Annotated in this window: 17 protein-coding genes; 1 reads left to right on the top strand and 16 read right to left on the bottom strand. The window is 33.4% G+C overall.

All coding sequences use genetic code 11. The annotated features are described in order from the left end of the window. Position 1: 1 nt before the first annotated feature. The gene (locus R2782_RS04810; RefSeq protein WP_371266933.1) at positions 2-1,447 is read right to left on the bottom strand and encodes a TolC family protein; all 1,446 of its coding nucleotides are present in this window, start codon (positions 1,445-1,447) and stop codon (positions 2-4) included. Positions 1,448-1,678: 231 nt separating this feature from the next. Here R2782_RS04810 and R2782_RS04805 point away from each other — a divergent pair, with 231 nt between their 5' ends. Further along, positions 1,679-2,995 carry a DUF4403 family protein gene (locus R2782_RS04805; RefSeq protein ID WP_371266932.1) on the top strand — a complete coding sequence of 439 codons (1,317 nt, stop codon included), beginning with the start codon at positions 1,679-1,681 and terminating at the stop codon, positions 2,993-2,995. On the opposite strand, the gene R2782_RS04800 is transcribed toward R2782_RS04805, so the two are convergent. The 15 genes from R2782_RS04800 to sprA form a co-directional block, all read right to left on the bottom strand. Next, positions 2,992-3,240, bottom strand: a complete 249-nt coding sequence (locus R2782_RS04800; protein WP_371266931.1) for a hypothetical protein — start codon at positions 3,238-3,240, stop codon at positions 2,992-2,994. The two genes, R2782_RS04805 and R2782_RS04800, sit on opposite strands and share 4 nt — an antisense overlap. Next, entirely contained in the window at positions 3,230-3,790 is a 561-nt protein-coding gene (locus R2782_RS04795; protein WP_371266930.1) for a DUF420 domain-containing protein, read from the bottom strand. Before R2782_RS04795 ends, R2782_RS04800 begins: the two co-directional genes overlap by 11 nt. A gap of 1 nt (position 3,791) precedes the next feature. After that, a complete protein-coding gene (locus R2782_RS04790; protein WP_371266929.1) occupies positions 3,792-4,478 on the bottom strand; it encodes an SCO family protein in 687 nt (228 codons plus the stop codon). Positions 4,479-4,483: 5 nt separating this feature from the next. Beyond that, on the bottom strand, positions 4,484-5,137 hold the full coding sequence (locus R2782_RS04785; RefSeq protein ID WP_371266928.1) for a hypothetical protein: 654 nt from the start codon (positions 5,135-5,137) through the stop codon (positions 4,484-4,486). 75 nt (positions 5,138-5,212) lie between these two features. Next, the gene (locus R2782_RS04780) at positions 5,213-5,653 is read right to left on the bottom strand and encodes a cytochrome C oxidase subunit IV family protein (protein WP_371266927.1); all 441 of its coding nucleotides are present in this window, start codon (positions 5,651-5,653) and stop codon (positions 5,213-5,215) included. 20 nt (positions 5,654-5,673) lie between these two features. Next, entirely contained in the window at positions 5,674-6,687 is a 1,014-nt protein-coding gene (locus R2782_RS04775) for a cytochrome c oxidase subunit 3 (RefSeq protein ID WP_371266926.1), read from the bottom strand. A 43-nt stretch (positions 6,688-6,730) separates the two neighbouring features. Continuing rightward, positions 6,731-7,312 (bottom strand): heme-copper oxidase subunit III, encoded by a 582-nt coding sequence (locus R2782_RS04770; RefSeq protein WP_371266925.1) that lies wholly within the window; start codon positions 7,310-7,312, stop codon positions 6,731-6,733. 2 nt (positions 7,313-7,314) lie between these two features. Further along, positions 7,315-8,232, bottom strand: coding sequence for a heme o synthase (cyoE, locus tag R2782_RS04765; RefSeq protein WP_371266954.1), 918 nt, complete (start codon positions 8,230-8,232; stop codon positions 7,315-7,317). 87 nt (positions 8,233-8,319) lie between these two features. Continuing rightward, positions 8,320-10,425, bottom strand: a complete 2,106-nt coding sequence (locus R2782_RS04760; RefSeq protein WP_371266924.1) for a gliding motility protein RemB — start codon at positions 10,423-10,425, stop codon at positions 8,320-8,322. Positions 10,426-10,436: 11 nt separating this feature from the next. Next, on the bottom strand, positions 10,437-11,180 hold the full coding sequence (deoC, locus tag R2782_RS04755; RefSeq protein WP_371266923.1) for a deoxyribose-phosphate aldolase: 744 nt from the start codon (positions 11,178-11,180) through the stop codon (positions 10,437-10,439). A 54-nt stretch (positions 11,181-11,234) separates the two neighbouring features. Beyond that, positions 11,235-12,011: an energy transducer TonB gene (locus tag R2782_RS04750; protein WP_371266922.1), complete on the bottom strand. Its 777-nt coding sequence runs from the start codon at positions 12,009-12,011 to the stop codon at positions 11,235-11,237. A gap of 93 nt (positions 12,012-12,104) precedes the next feature. Beyond that, positions 12,105-12,827, bottom strand: coding sequence for an energy transducer TonB (locus R2782_RS04745; protein WP_371266921.1), 723 nt, complete (start codon positions 12,825-12,827; stop codon positions 12,105-12,107). A 49-nt stretch (positions 12,828-12,876) separates the two neighbouring features. Further along, complete coding sequence (locus R2782_RS04740; RefSeq protein WP_371266920.1) at positions 12,877-13,251, bottom strand: VanZ family protein; 375 nt, start codon at positions 13,249-13,251, stop codon at positions 12,877-12,879. Beyond that, positions 13,244-13,624 carry a glycine cleavage system protein GcvH gene (gcvH, locus tag R2782_RS04735; RefSeq protein WP_371266919.1) on the bottom strand — a complete coding sequence of 127 codons (381 nt, stop codon included), beginning with the start codon at positions 13,622-13,624 and terminating at the stop codon, positions 13,244-13,246. The genes R2782_RS04740 and gcvH overlap by 8 nt, the downstream gene beginning before the upstream one ends. A 72-nt stretch (positions 13,625-13,696) precedes the next feature. Continuing rightward, positions 13,697-20,923 (bottom strand): cell surface protein SprA, encoded by a 7,227-nt coding sequence (gene sprA, locus R2782_RS04730; RefSeq protein WP_371266918.1) that lies wholly within the window; start codon positions 20,921-20,923, stop codon positions 13,697-13,699. Between the last annotated feature and the right edge of the window lie 2 nt (positions 20,924-20,925).

The following is a 20,925-nucleotide window of genomic DNA, read 5'->3' as shown; positions in this document are numbered from 1 at the left end:
TTTATTGTTTTTGAATAATTGGTATTCCGAAATAAAATTCTAATATCTTGGTCCTAAATATATAATCATACTTTGTTCTTAGAACTTCAGATTGAGCGTTGACCAATAGTGTTTGCGATTGATTAAAGTCAAAAGCATTCATTAAGCCTACTTCAAAACGTTCTTTCGCATAATTAAACGCTTCTTGTCTGGCTTCTAAGGTTATAAGTGCTGCTTCATAGGACTTCAACGCCCCCTTTACATCTGTGAAAGCAGTGAAAACATTGCGTTCTAGTGTTAACTCTTCTTGTTCATAAGCAATTTTACTTCTTTCCAAAGCCACTTTTGATCGTTGAACATTGTTTCGTGTTGCAAAACCATTAAAAATTGGAATTGTTAACTGAACACCAAAATTTTGTCCTTTATTAGTATCGAATTGATCTAAAATTGGTGACGGTTTTCCTAAAATAGCATTAAAATTTGGTTGCAAAACATTTTGATTGGTTCCCTCTACCACTCCAATTACTGTTGTTGGATTGGTAGGATCTAGTTCAACTCCCGTAACACGGTCCAGATTGGAAGCCCTTGTACTAAAACTGTAGAAGCCTTGTAATCTGGGTTGGTAGGCTCCTCTAGCTATGGCAACATCTTTTTCTGCTATCTCCAAATTGGTTTGTGCAATTTTTAATTCCGTTCTAGTTTCTTTTGCTTTTTGATAGATTGACTCCGGAGTTTGAAGTAATAGAGGCGTCTGATTTGCTTCGTATTCCCTATCGATAATGTCAAAATCTTTAAATTCATCTAATTGTAATAGTTGAGCAAGACTTAGTTTTGAAATCAACAACAAATTTTCTGCATTAATAACTAATTGTTCACTTGAAGCCACAGTTGCTTTGATGTCTAATAAATCACCTCTAGGTATTAATCCTGCTTCTAACAATTGTTCAGAGCGTTCCATTTGTTTCTGATTATTGAGCAATTGTTCTTTTTGTACTTTTAGATTTTCTTTGTTAAATAAAATTTGCAAAAAAGCATTGGCAACATTCAACGCAATATCTTCTTGCATTTTAGTAAGTTGATATTGACTAGCTAATTGCGATAAGTTTGCTCTACGAAGACGGTATTGATTTTGTAATCCATTATAAATATCAATGCCAACATTTAATCCGGCAGATGTAAATTGTGTCGTTTGATTTTCTAACAAACCGGTTGTAATATTTTGGTTCAAACCAATATTCCAAGAATGAGATGCTGTTGCATTAGCAGAAGGTAAAAAATTACCTAATGCAGCATTTCGTTCAATAGCAGCTAACTCCTTGTCTAGTGCTGTATTTTTTACAGATATATTGTTCTCTAAGGCATGATTTACACATTCTTCCAACGTCCATTTCTTGGTTTGTGAATTGGCACTAAATCCAAAAAAAAGTAAGCTAAACCAAATTGCATTATTCACAAGGAAACGTTTCATTAAAATTTTTTGAATTAGTTGAAACATCAATATACAAATTTATTTTGTTATAATTTTATACCCATAGGACGCATAAACTATTTTTGTGTTACAACAAAATGAAAAATTCTTAAAATAAATTACATTTATAGCCTTAAATGAGATAATCAAATGAAATATATTTTACTACCGCTTATACTTATAATTTTGCTTTGGATTACCTCATCATGTTCCGGTACAAAAAAATTGGATTTGACAAAACCTGAACCGAACAATGCTGATCCAGTCGAAATTGAAACAACTACTTCATTTGTAAATCTCCCTATTACTATCCAAATAAAAGACATTGAAAACCAAGTTAATAAGCTTTTACATGGTTTAATTTACAATGATACTATTTTAAAAGATGATAATTTGCAATTAAAAATTTGGAAGCAAGCCCCGATTAAGATAGAAAATGAAGGCGATAAAATAAAAACAATTTTACCTTTGAAAGTAAATGGAATATACCGTTATGGTTTTGAAAAAATGGGTATTCAACTTTACGATACCAAAGAATTTAAACTGAATGGTATTGTTACCTTAATTAGTGATGTTGGTTTAACGAATTGGCAACTTAAAACCAATACAAAAATAAAATCATTAGATTGGACAGAACCTCCAGCTATAGTAATATCTGGAAAAAACATTCCAATTACTTATCTAATAAATCCAGCAATTCGACTATTCAAATCTACAATTGAAAAAAACATTGATGATGCTATCAAAGAATCATTGAATTTTAAACCTCATGTACTCGATGCTTTGGACATCATAGCCACCCCCTTAGAAATGAGTAAACAATACAATAGTTGGTTTAGGGTTATGCCTATTGAATTATATGTTACGGATGCCGTTTTACAAAAAAAAGAAATAAAAATGGAGATGGGATTAAAGTGCTCAATGGAAAGCATTGTTGGAAAAATCCCCGAAAAAAAATTTGATAAAAACAAAATTGTACTTAAACCGGTTGCCAAAATGCCGAATCATATTTCGGCAAATATTATTGCGATTTCATCTTATGAAGATGCTTCCAAATTGATAACCTATAATTTTAAAGAACAAGAATTTGGCGACGGGAAACGAAAAGTGAAAGTGACAAAAGTTAATCTTTGGCACAAAGATGGAAAAATGATTATTGCTTTAGATATGATAGGAAGTATTAACGGAACAGTATATCTTTCCGGTTTTCCTCAGTATAATCAAGAAACAAAAGAAATTTATTTTGACCAACTGGATTATGTTTTAAATACCAAAAGTTTTTTACTTCGCTCAGCCAACTGGTTAGCTCAAAGCTATGTTTTACGGAAAATACAGGAAAGTTGTCGCTATTCAATAAAATCAAATTTGGAAGAAGGTAAAGTCAATCTCACAAAATATCTTCAAAATTATTCACCAACCAACGGTGTCTTCGTTAACGGAACACTGGATGAGTTTGAATTTTTAAAAATTCAATTAACAAATAAAGCGATTGTGGCTTTTATAAAAGCAAGCGGTCAAGTAGATGTACAAATTGATGGATTAGACTAATCAGAAGTTGTGTCAAAAACTGATTTTTTTTTAAATTTCATCCGATACACTACATAAAAAACAATAGCTACCATGATATATGGAAAAGCCATCAGATAGACAATTCCGTCATTTATTGCTTCTGCTTTTGATTCGTCTCCTTCGCTTTCCAAAGCAGCTCTACACATAGCACATTGTGCTGAGGAGGAAAATCCAATCAGAAATATAATTATACTAACTAAATAATTAAAAAGTTTAGTGAACATAGTAAGGTGCAATCATGAAATAGACAATCACTCCGGTAATTGCTACATACAACCAAATAGGAAACGTGATTTTAGCTATTTTTTTGTGTTTATCAAATCGTTCTGCTAAGGCTTTTACATAAGTTATCAAAACTAATGGTATTACAGCTATTGACAAAACTATATGTGAAATAAGAATAAAAAAATACACATAACGTATTAAGCCAACCCCTCCAAATGGAGTACTATCTGAAGTCATATGATAGGCCACATACATGACCAAGAAAACAACAGAACAAGCAATTGCACTTTGCATAAACATTTTATGTTTCTTGATTTCACCATTTTTTATGGCGTAAACGGCTAAAATTAATAACATGGCAGTCACTGCATTAATTACAGCGTAGATAGGGGGTAAAAAAGTTAACGATTCAACATTTATGCCGTAATCTTTTAATTTTACTTTGAATAAAACTGCAACTACAACAGGTATAGCTATAGAAAGTGTGATAATTAATTTGTTAAACTTTTTTTCAATTGAATATTTTTGGTCGTCGCTATTTTGTTCCATTTTATTTTTCTTCTAAAAGTACTTTTATATCCTGCTTTAGTGCTTGAATTCCTGATGCTTCAATACCATCATAATAGACGATTGGATTACCAAAATCATCTTTACGGCTTCTAATATTACCTTTTTTATCAATCAATGCAAATAGGCCTGAATGTTCAAAACCACCATCGCTTTCTTTGTTTTCTCCGGCAAAAATACTAAAACCTTTGTTTGCTAAGTCGTAAATATAAACTTTATCTCCGGTTAAAAAGTTCCAATTTGGATTGGTAACCCCTAAATGTTGAGCATGTTGTTTTAAAACTTCTGGAGTATCATAGTCCGGATTGATAGTAATGGAGACAATTCCAAAATCGTTCTGCTTTTCAAAATGATTTTGTAAGTCTACCATGTTTTTATTCATAATAGGGCAAATTGTCGGACAAGTAGAAAAAAAGAATTCTACCAAATAAACTTTTCCGTCATAATTTTTGTTAGTAATTGTTTCGCCGTTTTGATTTATAAGGCTGAAATTTGGTGCTTTTCCAATTTTCATCAGTAAATCCTCAGCCGTTTCACTATGACCCGGTGTATTAAGGCGGTCTATTTTGGTCACCTCATCATTCGTAATCCTATTAATAATTTTAGGAATAAAAATAATTCCAAAAACCAATATTATGAACGAAATTCCGATATACGATTTGTTTTTCATTTTAATTATTTTTTTCTATCCGCATTGTTTTTCTTTAATGCTAGACGGTATTCTGCTAAAATTATTTTAATATCGTCGCCCATTTCATTGTGTAAATCAGCTGCAGAAATGGAGTTATATCCTTCTTTATATTCCGGTTCTCCTTTTTTATTTTTCCCTTTCCTACCTCTTAGATTTCGTTCTTTATCAACAATAAAAACATTAGGTGTTCTTACGTTTTTATCTAATTGCCCAATTAAATTCAATTGACTGTAATATTTTTTTATTTCGTCAGATGACGCAAAAATATAATTCCATTTAGACATGTCTGAGATCCTGGCTAATTCTTCTTTTAATTCTACTGCTTGTGCTTCTGTCCCGTAAGGTGCTAAGCAAATTAATTGAAAATCTTTGAAGCCCATTACCTTTTCATAAATCTTTTGATTCAGATTAAAAGCATCACCTTTATTGTAAAGAATTTCAGTTCCGGGAAAAACCAAAATTGTTATTTTACCTTGTAATGAGAATTGTTCTCCTTTTTCATTCTTCCAATGATTTAAGTCCGGTATTGATTTGGTAACTGTTGGTAAATGCGTAAAGTTGTGTACTCCCGAAGCAAAAAAAAGATAAGCTACAATAGGAAGAATAAACAAAGAAAACAGCACAATATTCTTTTTCATTTCAATCGCTTTTTATTAAGTACAAAAATAAAAAAAGGTACGCAAAGCGTACCTTTATATTCATCTAATATCATGTTAAAAATTCCATTTTATGATAGAAGTTTTATATACCTCATAAATATAATCTCCTTCTAACAAAAAGATTAAAGCGATATAAAGTGCAAGAAAAACAAACGTCCAAACAACTGCTTTTCTTAGACTAGACCTTTCGTCTCTCATATGCATAAAATCCCATGTGATATAATATGCTTTAACGATAGTTAAAAACAAGAAAATTAAATTTAGAGGAATTAAAAAAACAAAAGGAGCTAGAATTATATTCATCAAAGTTGCACCTAAACCTCCTTCAAAAGGTGAAATCCATGGGTGCATTAAAGCGGCTGGTTTATAAATCCCCAACACTACCTCAATTGCTGTTACGATAGATAAAAAGATAAGTACTCCCCAAATTTTTTGCTCATTCGACTTGAATTTAAGTCTGCCTCTAAATATTGCTAAATTATGCTCGTGTGCCATTTGTAAAATCTTTTTTAAAATTAAACCAAGTAGAAGAATGTAAATACGAATACCCAAACTAAATCGACAAAGTGCCAATATAGCCCAACTTTTTCTACCATTTCGTAGCTTTTTCTTCTTTCATAAGTTCCTAAAATTACATTTAGGAAGATGATAAAATTAATCACAACACCAGAAAACACGTGGAATCCGTGAAATCCTGTTATAAAGAAGAAGAAGTTGGCAAACTGTTTACTACCATATTCATTTCTAACCAAATTTGCTCCTTGAACTACATGCACTGCGTCATTCAAACGAGCTAACGATTCTTCTCTGGTTAAAATAGTTTTATGTTTTTCTTTATTTAATGTCGGATGAACACCTTTTTTATCATTTTTATCGAAATAAGCTTCTTGGGTTCTTACGTAAATATTGGGGTTAGCTTTGAAACCTTCAACAACTTCAGCAATTGAGTAGGTTGGTAAAGAACTTTCACTGGTAAACCAAATGCCACTTTTACGTTCGTGTTGAACACGATCATGAGGCAAATTTTTTGCGAAGTCATCTAGTTTAATTCGTTTTCCATCTTGGTCAACAAACTGAATAATGCTTCCACCTTTGGTTTCAATAGCACCATATTCACCTTTAATAAAATTTTTCCATTCCCATGCTTGTGACCCAACGAAAACAAGACCTCCCAAAACGGTTAAAAACATATAAAAAGCTACTCTTGATTTTTTCATGTGATGACCTGCATCAACGGCAAGCACCATCGTTACCGATGAAAAAATCAAAATAAAAGTCATCAATGCTACATAAAGCATCGGTAAATCTTGGCCGTGCAAAAAAGGAAAGTGATTAAATACCTCATCAGCAATTGGCCAGCTATCGGCAAATTTGAATCGAGAAAAACCATAGGCTGCTAAAAACCCTGTAAAAGTTAAAGCATCTGATAAAATAAAAAACCACATCATCATTTTACCATAGCTTGCTCCCATAGGTTCATTTCCGCCGTTCCAAATTTTTTCTTCAGTTGTAGTAACTGTCGCTCCCATATTTAGTTATTAGTTAAAAAGTTCCCAAATTTACATTTTTTTTCTATTGGTAAAAATAGAAAAATAAAAACAACAAAATCCACAATATATCAAGAAAATGCCAAAACATCGCACCTAGCTCAATTCCAAGGGTTTGAGTGGAGTTGTATTTCTGTTTAAAATGATTATAAATTATGATTAAAAGTGCTATTAGCCCTCCGAATAAATGAGCCAAATGTAAAATTACAATGATGTAAAGGAAGGAGGTGTTGACTGTACTTTCACTCCCAGTGAAAAAGAATCCACTATCAATAATCTGTCCGAATCCTATGAACTGAAAGATTACAAATAAAATACCCAAAACCAAAGTTACCAACAACCATAAAGAAGTCCCATTCCTTTCATTTTTTTTTATTGTTGTTAAGGCAATATGAAAAGTTAAACTGCTGACAATAATAATAATTGTACTTATAATAAAGGCATTCGGCATTACGAAGTCTTTTATCCAATCTTTTCTGGACGAACTCACCACATAAGCACTCGTCAATCCGGCAAACATCATTACCATACTAATCATAGCAAACCAAAGCAACAATTTGTACGATTGTCCTTTTCTGTTTTGATATTCCTGAGCGGTCATTTCCATAATTATCGTAAAAATTTATCGGCAATATAAACCAACTGAAGAAGGGTTATATAGCTCACACTAATCAACATTAATTTTCTAGCAGCGTTGCTATCGCGTTTTTTATGTAATTCAAATCCGTAGTATAACATCCAAATGCCGAGCAAAAATACGACAATTGCTGAAACCGGCGTTAAATATAATCGACTTCCTATTATACCTATGTACGGAAAAATTGCGGGTAATAACGAAGCTATAATCAACCAAATGGTGTATAAAATTATTTGCAAGGCAGTCCCTTTATCCTTTTCACCGGTTGGCAACATAAAAAACCCTGCTTTTTTGTAATCATCGTATAAAAACCAACCTATTGCCCAAAAATGTGGAAATTGCCAAAAAAATTGAATTAAAAATAAGGTCCCTGCCTCTAAACTGAAATCGTCCGTTGCGGCTACCCATCCTAACATAAACGGAATAGCTCCCGGAATGGCTCCCACAAAAACAGAAAGCGGTGTGATGGTTTTTAATGGCGTGTAAACACTCGTATATAAAAATATTGAAATAGCCCCAAACATAGCCGTTTTAGGATTAATCAAGTACAAAATAATCAAACCAGTCAACGTTAAAACAAAAGCCAAAACAAATGCTGTGTTGACCGACATTCTTTTTGCCACTATTGGACGATTTTTGGTTCGTTCCATCAAACCATCTAAATCTCTTTCAATAATCTGATTAAATGCATTTGATGCCCCAACCATACAATATCCACCAAAGGCAAGCATTAATAATGTAGACCAACTAAAAGTTGAAATATCTAAAATTCCCAAAAAATAACCTGCGATGGATGAAAAAACAACACTTATCGATAACCCTGCTTTTGTGATTTGTTTGAAATCAAAAAAAAGAGATTGAATTGTAAACGAATTTTGGGTTGCGTTCAAGACTTGCTTCATTGTTTGTAAACTTCGGCAAAGATACAAATTAGAAACTTTAAAAAGAATTGGACAAATTAGAAAATTGGTGTTAAATTAATAATCAAAATACCAATTAAATAAATCTGCTCTCAACCCAACAGAAAACCAAGATGAATCTTGCTTAAATGTTGTAGCCGTATTTTGAGTCGGATCAAAGTTTCTATAAATGTAATGAGCAAAAACTTTTAGATTAGATGCCGGATTTACTAAATAACCAGCCTGCAAATCGGCAATCATGATGGTCGTTTTATTTCCTTGACCTATACTAACACCTGTATCAAAAGGCCTTTGATCGTCATAATCTTTATAGATGTTTCCTCCGTAATTGAATGAGTTGTCTGCAGTATCGAAATCTAAGCCTCTAATTCCATACGTTAATTTGGCATCACCAAACCATCTTCCTTTGAAATAACGAGCTATAGCAACCACTTCTCTGGCATTTCCACCCCATTGATGACCAAGACTTTGGTTGTTATGACCATAATTTGTAATAGGTGAACTATGTGCATACACATAAGGTCTAATGTGATTATACTCTAATTGCAACAAAAGATTCTCTACATTAAAAGCATTGTAATATTTTGCTCCAATTTGATAACCGAATTTATTTTTCCAACTTTGATTGGCCTCCCTGACATCGGCAAGTGAAAATTCATCTATTAAAAATTGACTGTATAATCCCACTTGATTACTCCATTTATATTTTGCTGTCAATCCCAAAAGTGCATTTCCTGTTCTAGAAGAAGATGTAAATTCAACTGTTCTGTAGAAAATAATTGGGTTAACAAAACTAAAATCAAAACCACGGTCATTTGTGTTTGTCCAAATTACCGATTCAAAAAAACCAATGTTTAAACGTTTAGAAGCATTCCAACTTAAATAATGATTGGCCATATATTTAGTTGCATAAGTTCCGTCAACGGTCGCTTCCGGACGAATATCTTTTAACCACATATAGGTATTGGTATATTTTATTTTCCAAAAAGTAGTATTGATTTTGAAATAGGGGTACGGACTAGCTCCATCGCTCGTTAAGAGTGAACGATATCCTTCACCAATAAAATTTCTTCCATAACCCAATTGAAGATTAATAAAATCGCTTGGCGTATAGGTTAAATTTGCTTCAGATAAGGGGAAATCATACGCATCATCTTTAAATCGTTTTGCTATTCCAACTCCTGGGATTACTGCAGGATTACCCCCCGAAGGAGCAATACTTTCGGCATATTGGTTGTAATAATCGGCAAACCTACCCTGACTTTCATAAATGGAAGTGGAAAAATTGAGTTGCTTACCTAAGCCTCCTTGAATTTGAAGACCTCTCGTATTTTGATAGGTATAACTAATTTCACTTGGACTACTTTTTCCTATCCTTAAATCTAAAATCGGGTTCATAGTGAACCAATAGTCTTTTCCTTGGATGGCAACTAAATTTTCATTCCAAAGTTTTCTTCCCCACCAACCTGTTTTATTCTTCATTACTTTTTGATTTGCTTCCTCCAGATTGTAATATTTATTTACTTCTGCGTATGTATAAGGTTTAGAAGCTGTGTGGTTATTTGTGCCAACTTGATTTAAGGCTGCATCAAACTGGGCATAATTACTATGTGAAAAAGGAATGTTTAAATGACTTTTAAATTGTGGATTAGAAAATTTTTCACTTTTAATGCTCTCATATTCATCTAATTCATTTTTATTTACTTTGAATTCTGAAGCACTTTTTTTCTCAGCTTCTATTTTTGCCAGTTTAGCTTGAACTGGGTCTTGTAGCGGTATATATATTCGGATGGAATATCTTGAATAGGTTGGATTTCCTGCATATGTTGGTGGGCCAATGGGATCCATTTCATCAAAAACCCTTTTGATTTCTTCGTTTAATTCCGGATAGGTAGCATCCGAATATTGCATTACAAATTTCCCTTCTTGATTTACTTCAAACAAAACAATAAAATTTCCTTTAAAATTATTATCCGTTACGCTTTGCGGTACTCTAAAATTCGTGAATACTTTTTGCTGTACTTCATCATAAAAACAACTTTCCAACGTTTCGTTGAATTTGTTTTCACAATTTGGAAAAACAGGAAATTGCTCAACCTTTTTGTCTTGAGAACACAAAAAGTTAGATGTTATAAACACTAAAAGAACTATATATTTTTTCATTTGAATCACTATTAATAATTATCTTCGGTAGTTAAACCCTCAGAGATAGCTTTGGCAGAGGATGTTCCAATTCTTTTCACCCCTAAATTAATCATAGCCATAGCTTCTTGATAAGAGCGAACACCCCCAGCTGCTTTTACCGGAAGAGGAGCACAGTTTTCAAGCATCATGATAATAGAGGGAATTGTTGCTCCGTTGGGTTTGCTATTTTCTGTTTGATAAAATCCTGTGGACGATTTTACAAATACGGAGGTGTAACAATCTTCTTTAAAGTTTGCAATTACAACATTTTTAATCAACGTTGACAATTGGATAATTTGGTGGTCAGACAGAGCCGCCACTTCAATAATCCATTTCACTGTTTTGTGATTTGACAATCCTATTTGAGTACATCTTAGAATTTCTTCTTTCACTGTATTTATATGTCCGGATTTGAATAATTCATAATTACAAACAAAATCCAATTCATCAACACCATCTTCAATGGCTTTTTTTGCTTCGGAAAGCTTTTCTTCTATACTTGCATTTCCCTCATGAAAGCCAATTACAGTACCAACCAACACTTTGGATTTTGCTTCCGTAATCATTCTTTTTGCTAAAGCAACCATATCAGGTCTAATCATGATTAACTTGAAATTTTCCTCAATGGCTTCCAAAATAAACCCTTGTACTACTTTTTTATTTTCTTCATAGGACAAGCCCGCCTGTTCAGGCGTTTTTAAATAGGTTGAATCTAAAAATTGTTTAATATCCATTGCGTAAAAATAAAAAATCCCACTGAAGTGGGATAGTTTTTAGGTATAAATATTTTAATTATTTAATCTAAATGTTATTGGAATTCTATAGCGAACATTAACCGGCTCTCCTTTTACTTTTCCGGGTTGTAAATTTGGCAACCTGTTAATTACACGTAAAGCTTCTTTTTCAAGATCCTTATCATTGAACTCAACTTCATCAACCGGTTTAACGCCAGCAATAGTTCCATTCATTGTCACGATAAACTCGACTAAAATGGATCCTTGGCTATTTTTTTCTCTTGCTCTCTCCGGATAACGTAGGTTTCTTTGTATATATTTCTTCATTTGCTCGTTAAAACAAGCTCTTTGCGACTCTCGATTTAAACCTACACAAGCTTTAAAAGTTGGCAACTCATCTAATTCATTTCTCTCGTAAACTTCTTTTTTGATTGGTGTTTCAGTGGTTAATGATGGTGTATTTGATGATTCAACCTTAGCCAAATCTTCCGTATGTGAATCATCTGTTGCGGTTAACTCTGTTTCTACGGACTCATTTTCTAAATTATCAATTGGTTTAAATGTAGTAACAATTGGCTTTCTAGGAGTTAATTTAGGTTTGGGGTTAGCTTTTGCAATTTCTTTTTGAGGTTCTTGTTCTACCTTAAAAACATCAAAAAATGGTTTTTCAGAGATATCAATAATCTCTTTTTCTCCAAACGATTCTATTTCTGAAGCTGGAGTTTTCAATTCTATAATAAAATAAACAGCAATTAAACTTGCTAAAAGCCCAAGTTGAAAATATAATTTTCCATTGTGCTTTACATTAGGATAGTCATCTAAATCTCTCATGGTTTCTAAGGATTAGTTATAAAATAGAAACCAAAAGTTATGCCAAAAAAATAATCCACTCAAATTGAGTGGATTACCAACTTATTTCATTATCTATTGATCTAATTTAAATGTAATTGGGATACTCATCGTCATTCGTACAGGCTTACCTCTTTGCTTTCCGGGAGTCATTTTTGGCAATTTAGTCATGATTCTTCTGGCTTCTTTTTCCAAAGTAGGATAAGGAGCTCTCATATTAGCAATGGTTACATTACCATCTTTTTCAATAACAAAACTTACAAATACTTTTCCTTGATGACCTGCATCAATAGCTGCATCCGGATAACTAAAGTTTTTCTTAATATGAGCCTGTATTTTCTCCTGAAAACAATCTTTTCTTTTGTCTTTTGGTACACTTTCACAGCCAGGAAACAATGGCACATCTTCAATAATAGCAAACGGCACATCCACTTCAGGTTCTTCCACTTCCGCTACAACCACTTTCTCGGCTTTTACAACTTCCTCTTTTTGGTTGGTTTCAGTAGATTGAATCTCAACCTCTTTTATTTCCTTTTTATCTTCAACCACTTTAATTACTTCTGGAGCTGGTGGGGGTGGCGGTGGGGGTGGGGGTGGTGTGTTAAGTTGCATTGTTACCGGCACATCTTCGTCTAAGAAACTATTGTCTACCTTTTTATCAAGACCAGACAAATCTTTTTCATATGTTTTTAACTCTATTGCAAGGTAAGAAAGTATTGCAATAGCAGCTAATCCAAGTTGAAAATAGAGCGAACTATTTCTTTTAGGATCAACGTTTAAGTTCTTTTTTGGTTCCATGATTCGTTAATTGAGTTGCTAATATAGCTATTTATGAAAAAAATTAAAATTATTTTATAAAATTTAACCTTTTCCTGTTCAGCAGTATAAAAATTGATGCTAAAAAACTACCAATAGTATTCGATAAAACATCTGCCAATTCAGGTTTCCTGTCTTCGGTTAAAACACCTTGTAATATCTCAATAATTATGCCATAAAATACAGTTGCCAAAAAAGAAAAGACAACAACTTTTCTCAATGTGGTTTTGTTTAGAGCATTCAAAACAAGTAACAAAGTCAGAATAAAATAAAAAACAAAATGAACATATTTATCTGAGTTAACCGGGGCAATTTTAGGAAAACTATTAAAACTTGTCAAACTTAATGTAGTAATACAAATTACCCATAAAAATAAGGCAAGTAAAAGCAAGTTTTTTTTATGCACCAATTAAATCTTTGTAGGCTTCACTGGTTAATAATTCCTCCACATCGGCAGGATTAGAAACTTTTACCTTAACCATCCAACCCGCTCCATAGGGGTCAGTATTCACTTTTTCTGGACTTGTTTCCAATTCTTCATTGAACTCAATAATCTCTCCAGCTAACGGTAAAAATAAATCAGATACTGTTTTTACAGCCTCAACAGTTCCAAAAACTTCATCCTTATCTAATGTTTGATCAAGTGTTTCCACTTCAACATAAACAATATCACCTAATTCTTTTTGAGCAAAATCCGTTATCCCTACTGTAGCAATATTTCCTTCCAAACTAACCCATTCGTGGTCTTTGGTATACTTTAAATTTGATGGTATATTCATTCTTGTCTTTTGTTTGTACAAATTTAAATTTTATACAATGATTTAAAACTATTTTTTTATTTATTTTTTTAATTAATTTCCAAAGTTATATCGCAAGGTAAATCCTGCTCGAATATTAGTTAAAGGAAATGCAGTGGATATTACTGCTTTAGAAAACGTATGATCATAAAAGAAAATCGCAGTTAGGTTTTTGCTAAAAGCATAATCCGCGGTTAACTTTGCAGACCAAATATTTTGTCCTCCGGATAATTGATTGTTATCATAGTCTAAATAACGAACAATTGTTTTATTATCTCTAAATGAAAAATCTGTTCGAATGTTGAGATCACTTTTTATTACTCCCTGAGGATTATCGGCCAATGAGGAAGTAAAGGTTACATCCTTGAAACGGAAACCAAGTCCAACAACATATTCAAGTCCTTGAATTTCTGTTAGCAAGTTATTATCAAAACTTAAAGACAAAGCTCTGTCTTTTTTCATTTCGGCCAAAAACTTAAACGAATTTTGCATTTCAAAATCAATACGAATCAAGGGATTAAACTGTTCGACCAAGTTCACATTTTGCATAAGTGTTTTGTTATAAAAATTACCTCCTTGGTCAAGTTGGTTAGGGTTTTGTTCATATTCAAAATTTGAACGGAACGAATTAATTGTATATGCCGCTTTATAACTGTGCTGCAAAGAGAAACGTTTAAACCTGTCTTTAAAGAACTTATACCGCATCAAACCACTGTACTTGATAGTCCAATTAGGTAAAGGAATATCACGAAATGCACTTAGTGAAATTCCTCCAGATTCTTTTCCGGAATAAGCTGCTAAGAAAGAAGGAATTAGTACTGCTTGACTGTTTCTACCAAAACCTATAGGAAAACCAAAATTTGGATTAGAAGTATCTGTTACTCTTGGAATTTCCCCAATATAGTATTGAGCAGCCAATCGGTTGGCAACTTGCAAACGATTATCTCTAAAATCTTGGAAAGCTTGAGAATTAAATTCATCACTTTTTTGGAAAGCTGTTTTTATCAATACAGTTGAAATGGTAAAATTACCGGTTGTATAAGGCGATCTTGAATTATATATACCGTTTTCTACATCATATTGCTCGGAGAAGTTTTCCATATAATTTCTGTCTGCCGTTAGGTCTATCGTGAAGTCAGGGAATAAATCAACTTTTGCCGTTGCATTGAGTTGTTTGGTGACAACCTTTGTAAAGTTTTGATTAAATTCCGGGTAGATTGTTAACCAACCTCTTCGAGCGGCTTCATATCGCACATCTTCTTGAAGTCCAAAAACAAATCCGGTGGTGGGCTTAGATGTGCCAAAAAATCCAAGTGATTGAGTATATCCTGGCAATACAGTTCCTTCGTTTTGAGTATAATTTATTTGAATATTTTTGACACTTGTTAATACTCCTATTAAACCATCCAAAAAAACATTTCCTTCTGTTTGTTGTGGCTGTCTTGTACTTACGATTTTTTCTCCTGGTTTTGGTGCTGCTGGTTTTGGTTGGGCTTTCTTTTTAGTTTTGGATAATCCAATATATTTATAAAACAAATCCATATTCATGGTGGCATTCAAACGATGTGATGCCGAATTTTGGATAGTGTTCCCAAGGTTATAAACTAACCCGTCTTCGGTTTCAAATGTAGCTAATGCATCAGAAGAACGCATCCAACTATAGGTCCCTGTGTACGAATAATTCGATTTTAAGAAACTTAAAAACGGTAATTTATTCAAAGGAATATCATAATTCAACACAAACTGTTGATTGTGTTGATCAGGTGTTCCCGGATCCCAATAATCATCAAAAATTCGATTGTCTTCTTCAGGAAATCCTTCTTCATCAAAATAGTTTCGCACTATATTACTTCTACTAACATTATAATTTAATTTTAATGACTTCGTCAAATTAAAATTGAACCCGTATTGGTAATTAAACAAATAATTTCTTCTGTACAAAGCAGAAAGTGGTATTCCTTCTACTTCAACTTGTCTGAATTGTTGGCGATTATACTGTCTGATTATGTTTGAACTAAAGTTAATATTGGAAGGCAAATAATTAAAATTGAAATCACTTAACAACTTCCAATATTGCGATTTCTTCATAAACTTATTTTTCTTTAATGGTTCAATAGGTTTATTTTGAAATGTATGAGCATAATCAACAGCTGTTCTCGTCTGTTGATCTATATAATCTTCAATTTCATAATTGTGTTTTTCTACTTCGTTAAACGAATGCGAAAGGGTAAAATTTTCAACATCGTACACACGAGCTTTTTGTTCAGGCCCTCGTTCTTTTCTTACACCAATAAAGTTAATACTTTTACGCTTAGTATAATCAATTGCTCTTTTCTCAATGTTTTCTCTCTCTGCAGCATCAGTAGTTATATCTAACAATTGCTCTAATCGTATATCTTGATTATAGGGATCATATTCCGGTGTAATGGTTTGCTCACCTACAGCATAGTTAAATGGTAAATTGATTCCCCATTTTTTAGGCAACAATTGCCCAACATTGATATTAGTGACGATGTCGTATTGTTGCATATCCTCACGGCTTCGTTCGTTAACCCCTTGCTCCAAGGCTCCAAAACCAATGGTACTCATTCTTCCTGTTGCTGAAACCGTTGCAAAATCTGCCGCGTTAGCATCCAAATTTAATATAGTCGCAAAGCCTCCTTTATTTTTTAAACCAGCTACACGTAATTCATTGAACCAAACTTCACCCCGAATACTTTGTGTTTCAACAGCTCCGGTTTTATTGTTTCGAAGACCAATCATCAATGTTCTTACTAATCCGAAATTAGGGTTTCCTTTAATCCCTAAACGCAGTTTATTTGGTTTTGAAGCTGCCGATGGATCTAATTGTTCTTCATCTTGAAAATAAATTTCATCAGGATTAGGGTTGGCTCCGTTTATAGATAAAATTTTAAGTTGTGTAAGCAATGCTAACTTCAAATCAATTTCATTTTCTTCAGGCCAAACTTCTTCGGCAACAGTTGAACCGTGAGGTGTAACTTTTAGTGGAATTTCAACTTGATAGAAATTTTGGGTAAAATCATTTCCAAAACGAATAAATGCAACCATTTCGTCATCTAATAATCTTTCTGCATCCACATTATTTTCTATTGCTTCCGCATGAATAAACATTTTTAGTTTTTCAAACTGACGCATATCTACTTCTAAATTTTTAAATACAGCTCTAGAATCTTGTGGCTCTAAACCGCCAGGTAAACTGGAATTCTTTTTCGTAACACGCAGAGACAACGATTGCTCATTTTGATTAATTACAGTATTATTATTGTAAAGTTGTTCTCTATTTACGCCGGGAGGCATAACATAACGAATGGGTGTTCTGTTACTGTTTTCCTGAATATTCACCGATTGAACATCAAAACCTGTATTGTCGTCTTCATCCTCTTCTACTGTTTCATTTGGGTCTAAGGTTCCTAAATACCTTCTCCACTCTCCTCTAACTAATTCCAAAACACCAAAACGCACAGTTATTTCCTCTGTAAAACCAGTCATAAACATTCTCATAAATCGTATGGAACGAAAATCGGAAATACTACCAATTTTGTTATCAAATTGAGAAACCGGAATTTTAAATTGTAGCCATCTCGCAGCCGGCAAACCCGGTCCGTCACTACTAGGTGGTGTAGCAGCAACAGAAACAATATCTGTGATATAATTTTGTCCAACCGATAGATTAGGAGACACTTCAATTTTATATTCAAAATACGCGTTAATCGTATTCATCGTATTGTCTCGGTTAATATCTTCAACATCGGGCAATGTTGAATTTCCACGGTTATTATCTGAAACACTCACCGGTGAATTTCGTTCTAATCCGTTATAGTTTTTATATCGTTCAATAACGTTACCGGTAGCATCTAAATAAAATTGATAATTATCTGCAGCCGGATCTTGGAATGAAGAAAACTGAGGAGGTAAACCATCCAAAGTTAATTCTTCTGCGTCATTCACTCCGTCGAGTCCAACATCTTGAAGAGCTCTATTACCGTCTTCAGTATCAAAGGCATAAATCAACGACTGAGAAGCCGGTACCTTACCCCAAAAAGTTGGAATTGTTGGCTGTGTTGAACCAACCCCCGGTAAACCGTTTTCATATTGTTTTCTTCCATCTTTTAGAACATCTTCTGAAATTTCTCCTAAGTTTAAATAAATTTCTCCTGTATTTGTTGGATTAAATTCGTCTGTTCCGTGATAAGGATCCATCATCCAAAACTGGATATACTCAACGTTTCCTTGCTCAAAATTAGTTGAGTTAATGGCACGCATAATTCCCCCAAAATTTGTTTCCGGATTAGGTAAAGTATTTTCAGGAGTTGTATCGGGACTATAATTATAAGGCCCTCTTTCTGTTGGGAAATAAGTTAAATCTAACGTATTAATAACGGTTTGTTGACCTTGAGCAATATCTGTTACTGGAAAAATTTCATTGATAAAAATTCTTCTTGTTTTATTCAACGCCATCTCTTCATCAGAAATACTACTTGGTCGTTGACTCGTATAAAAAATTGGGTCAACTGTATACCATGCTAATTTTGCTCTTTTGAAACCGGTATTTCTGCCTGTTAGTGTTTCTCCAAAATCATAAGTACTTTCATTATTGTGAAGTGGCACACTCGACAAACTCCAAGATAATGCAGATTTCATGTCGATAGTAGTTTGCGAACCTTCAAAATCATCCACATAAAGTGTGGATTCTCCGTCAAAATTATCCGCTTTAGGTGTGTCCGGCTTCAAAAATGCAACTTCACCTCGAACAGAAATATTGGATGGAACATCCGTGTCTATATTGGGTAATTTATTTACTAGTCTAGTTAAAAAGGGAAGTTCTGTTGAATAGTTTCCATTAAATCCAAAAATAGAATTATTTACAGATTCTTGTCCAAAACTCGATTTTTGCGTAAATGGTCTTTCCGTCATTCGCAAGTAAGTAGCTCCTATTTGAAATTTATCTGAAAACTTATGCTCTACATTAACCCCCATGAATCTTCTTGTTTGTTGACCAAAAACAGAGTTATTTTCAACAGAAATATTTATAGGTGTTCCTGACGCTTGTAAAGAAGGATCTAAGATTCGTACTCTACCTAATTGATAATTTACGGTGTAATCAATTCCTTCAGCCAAAGTACGCCCACCTGCAGTAACTACCACCGACCCTCTAGGGACATTAAATGCTCCTATTGGGATTCCATCTCCACCGGTTGATTTATATCTCCCTTTCAGCAAAAACTTATTTTTTTCACTTTCTTGAAGAGCATCGGCCTGAGTGCTTCGATACATTTTTCGGTAAACATACTTCGTTTGATTTGCATTATATCCGGAAACAGTGTTGTTGTAATCTTCACCCGGACTTGATTTTAATTTATCAAATAAATGCTCTCCAAAAGGTTCAACCGTAGTAAATATTAATCGTCCGTTTTGAGTATCCACTGTTAAACCGGGAACAAAATCATAGAAACCATCTCCTCCTTGTTGAGGGTCATTTGTATAATTTAATCTATCTACGTTAAAAACCCTCAACAAAGGTGTTTCTGAAACTTCGTCTTCCGGTGATGGCAAAGGGTTTGTAAGTGTAATATAATTAAGTGGCGACGGATCTGAATATAAAATATTAAATCTAAAATCCTCCTGTTCTAACTGAAATGCCCCCGGTATTTGATAGATATTTTTCATCATCAAATTCCAAATTGGTTTTTCAACATTCGTTAAATTACTCTTTAACATTTTCAAAATTAAACACTGGGTCACCGGAATATTGGTTCCCGGATCTACGACGGTAGATTCCACACCATCATTTCCAAATTCTCCAACTTGATAAACTTCATCTCCAATTGTATATTGATAAGCAACCGCAATAACTTCGTCGTTGGCTAATTTTTGTTGAAGTGAAATGTAACCCAACTGTGGATGATAAGTAAACTCATTTGATGTTAGTTTACGGGCGTTTTCCAATTTCGAATAATCTAAACCTTCCACGGCATTGTAGTTAAATCCTTCGTTAGAAGTTACAATCTCCCTAATTTGAGGACGTAATAAACCGCTACCACTTTGAATTAAAGCAGGGTCAAAATCATTGTTTGAGTTCTTCGACGGGGTGTTCGCTATTACATTAAAAAAACCTGCCGGAATCGGATCAATTCCAACAATTTCTGTATCTGTAAGTCCCGGTAATTGTGATTCTCCTAAATCTTGAATGGCAATAATATTTCTTAAATTATTACCTTCTTGAGAGGTATTAATTCTATTTTGACGATTTGTAATCCAAACTTCTATTCTAGTAATTTGTACACGACTATCAATCATTGGATATTGTCTCAGAGAAGCATCATATCTACTTCGGAAATATTGAGATAGAAAAAAGTGTCTGTCAGCATCATATTCCAATGCAAATAATTGAAAATCTTGTACGGTTCCTCCTCCTTCTGCTGTTACCGAACGGGTCTGTGATTTTTGTTCGGAAAACACCCCAGTAATTGTAGTTCTACCAAATTGAAACTGTGCTTTTACACCAAATAAACTTTGGGCACCACGAATCAAAGTATTGTTTAGTGGCATGCTCACATTACCTACTTCAATATTTTGTAGAATAGCATCTTCATCAGGTGTATATTCTAATTTGATTAAGTTCTGAAAAGCAAAAGTAGATTGCGTATCATAATTTGCGTTAACACTTAATCTTGTACCAACCTTACCGGTTAAACTCATGTTTATACGTTGGTCAAAATCGAATGTAGTTGTGGTTCTGTTTCTTGGTGAAAAAGACGGATTATCTTGCTTGGTATAACGTATGCCCAAATCCATTTCGACTGATCCCCTGGGTTGGACATCAATTGTATTACTACCAAAAATTGTTTCAAAAAAACCAGAATTTACATAATAGCGTGGCAATAAATCTTTTTTAGCATCTTCTGCTCCTTCTTTTTTGCCATCAATGGCATCTAACTTTTGTTTGAAATAATTACGCATTGATTCACGAAGTACTAATTCTTCATACTCTTTTGGCGTAAGAATAACGGGGTAATTAATGTTAAATTCTCCTATTTTACTATTGTATATATACCTATCAGTGACAGGATCATAAGTGTAGGCCGATACAATACTTGGCGGATTATTTAATGTTACTTTTCCAACATTATATCCAACAGAATCTGTCGGTGTTTCATTATCATCTTCTTGGGAAAATACAGTACAACTTAAAAGAAAAATAAGCCAAAAAAAGAGAACTTTAAATGACGTAACAAAATTAAAATTATAAATAGTTTTCAAGA

Source organism: Flavobacterium sp., assembly GCF_041392085.1.
GTDB lineage: Bacteria > Bacteroidota > Bacteroidia > Flavobacteriales > Flavobacteriaceae > Flavobacterium.
Note: the sequence above shows the minus strand (reverse complement) of the source record. Positions and strands in the feature narration are given on the sequence as shown.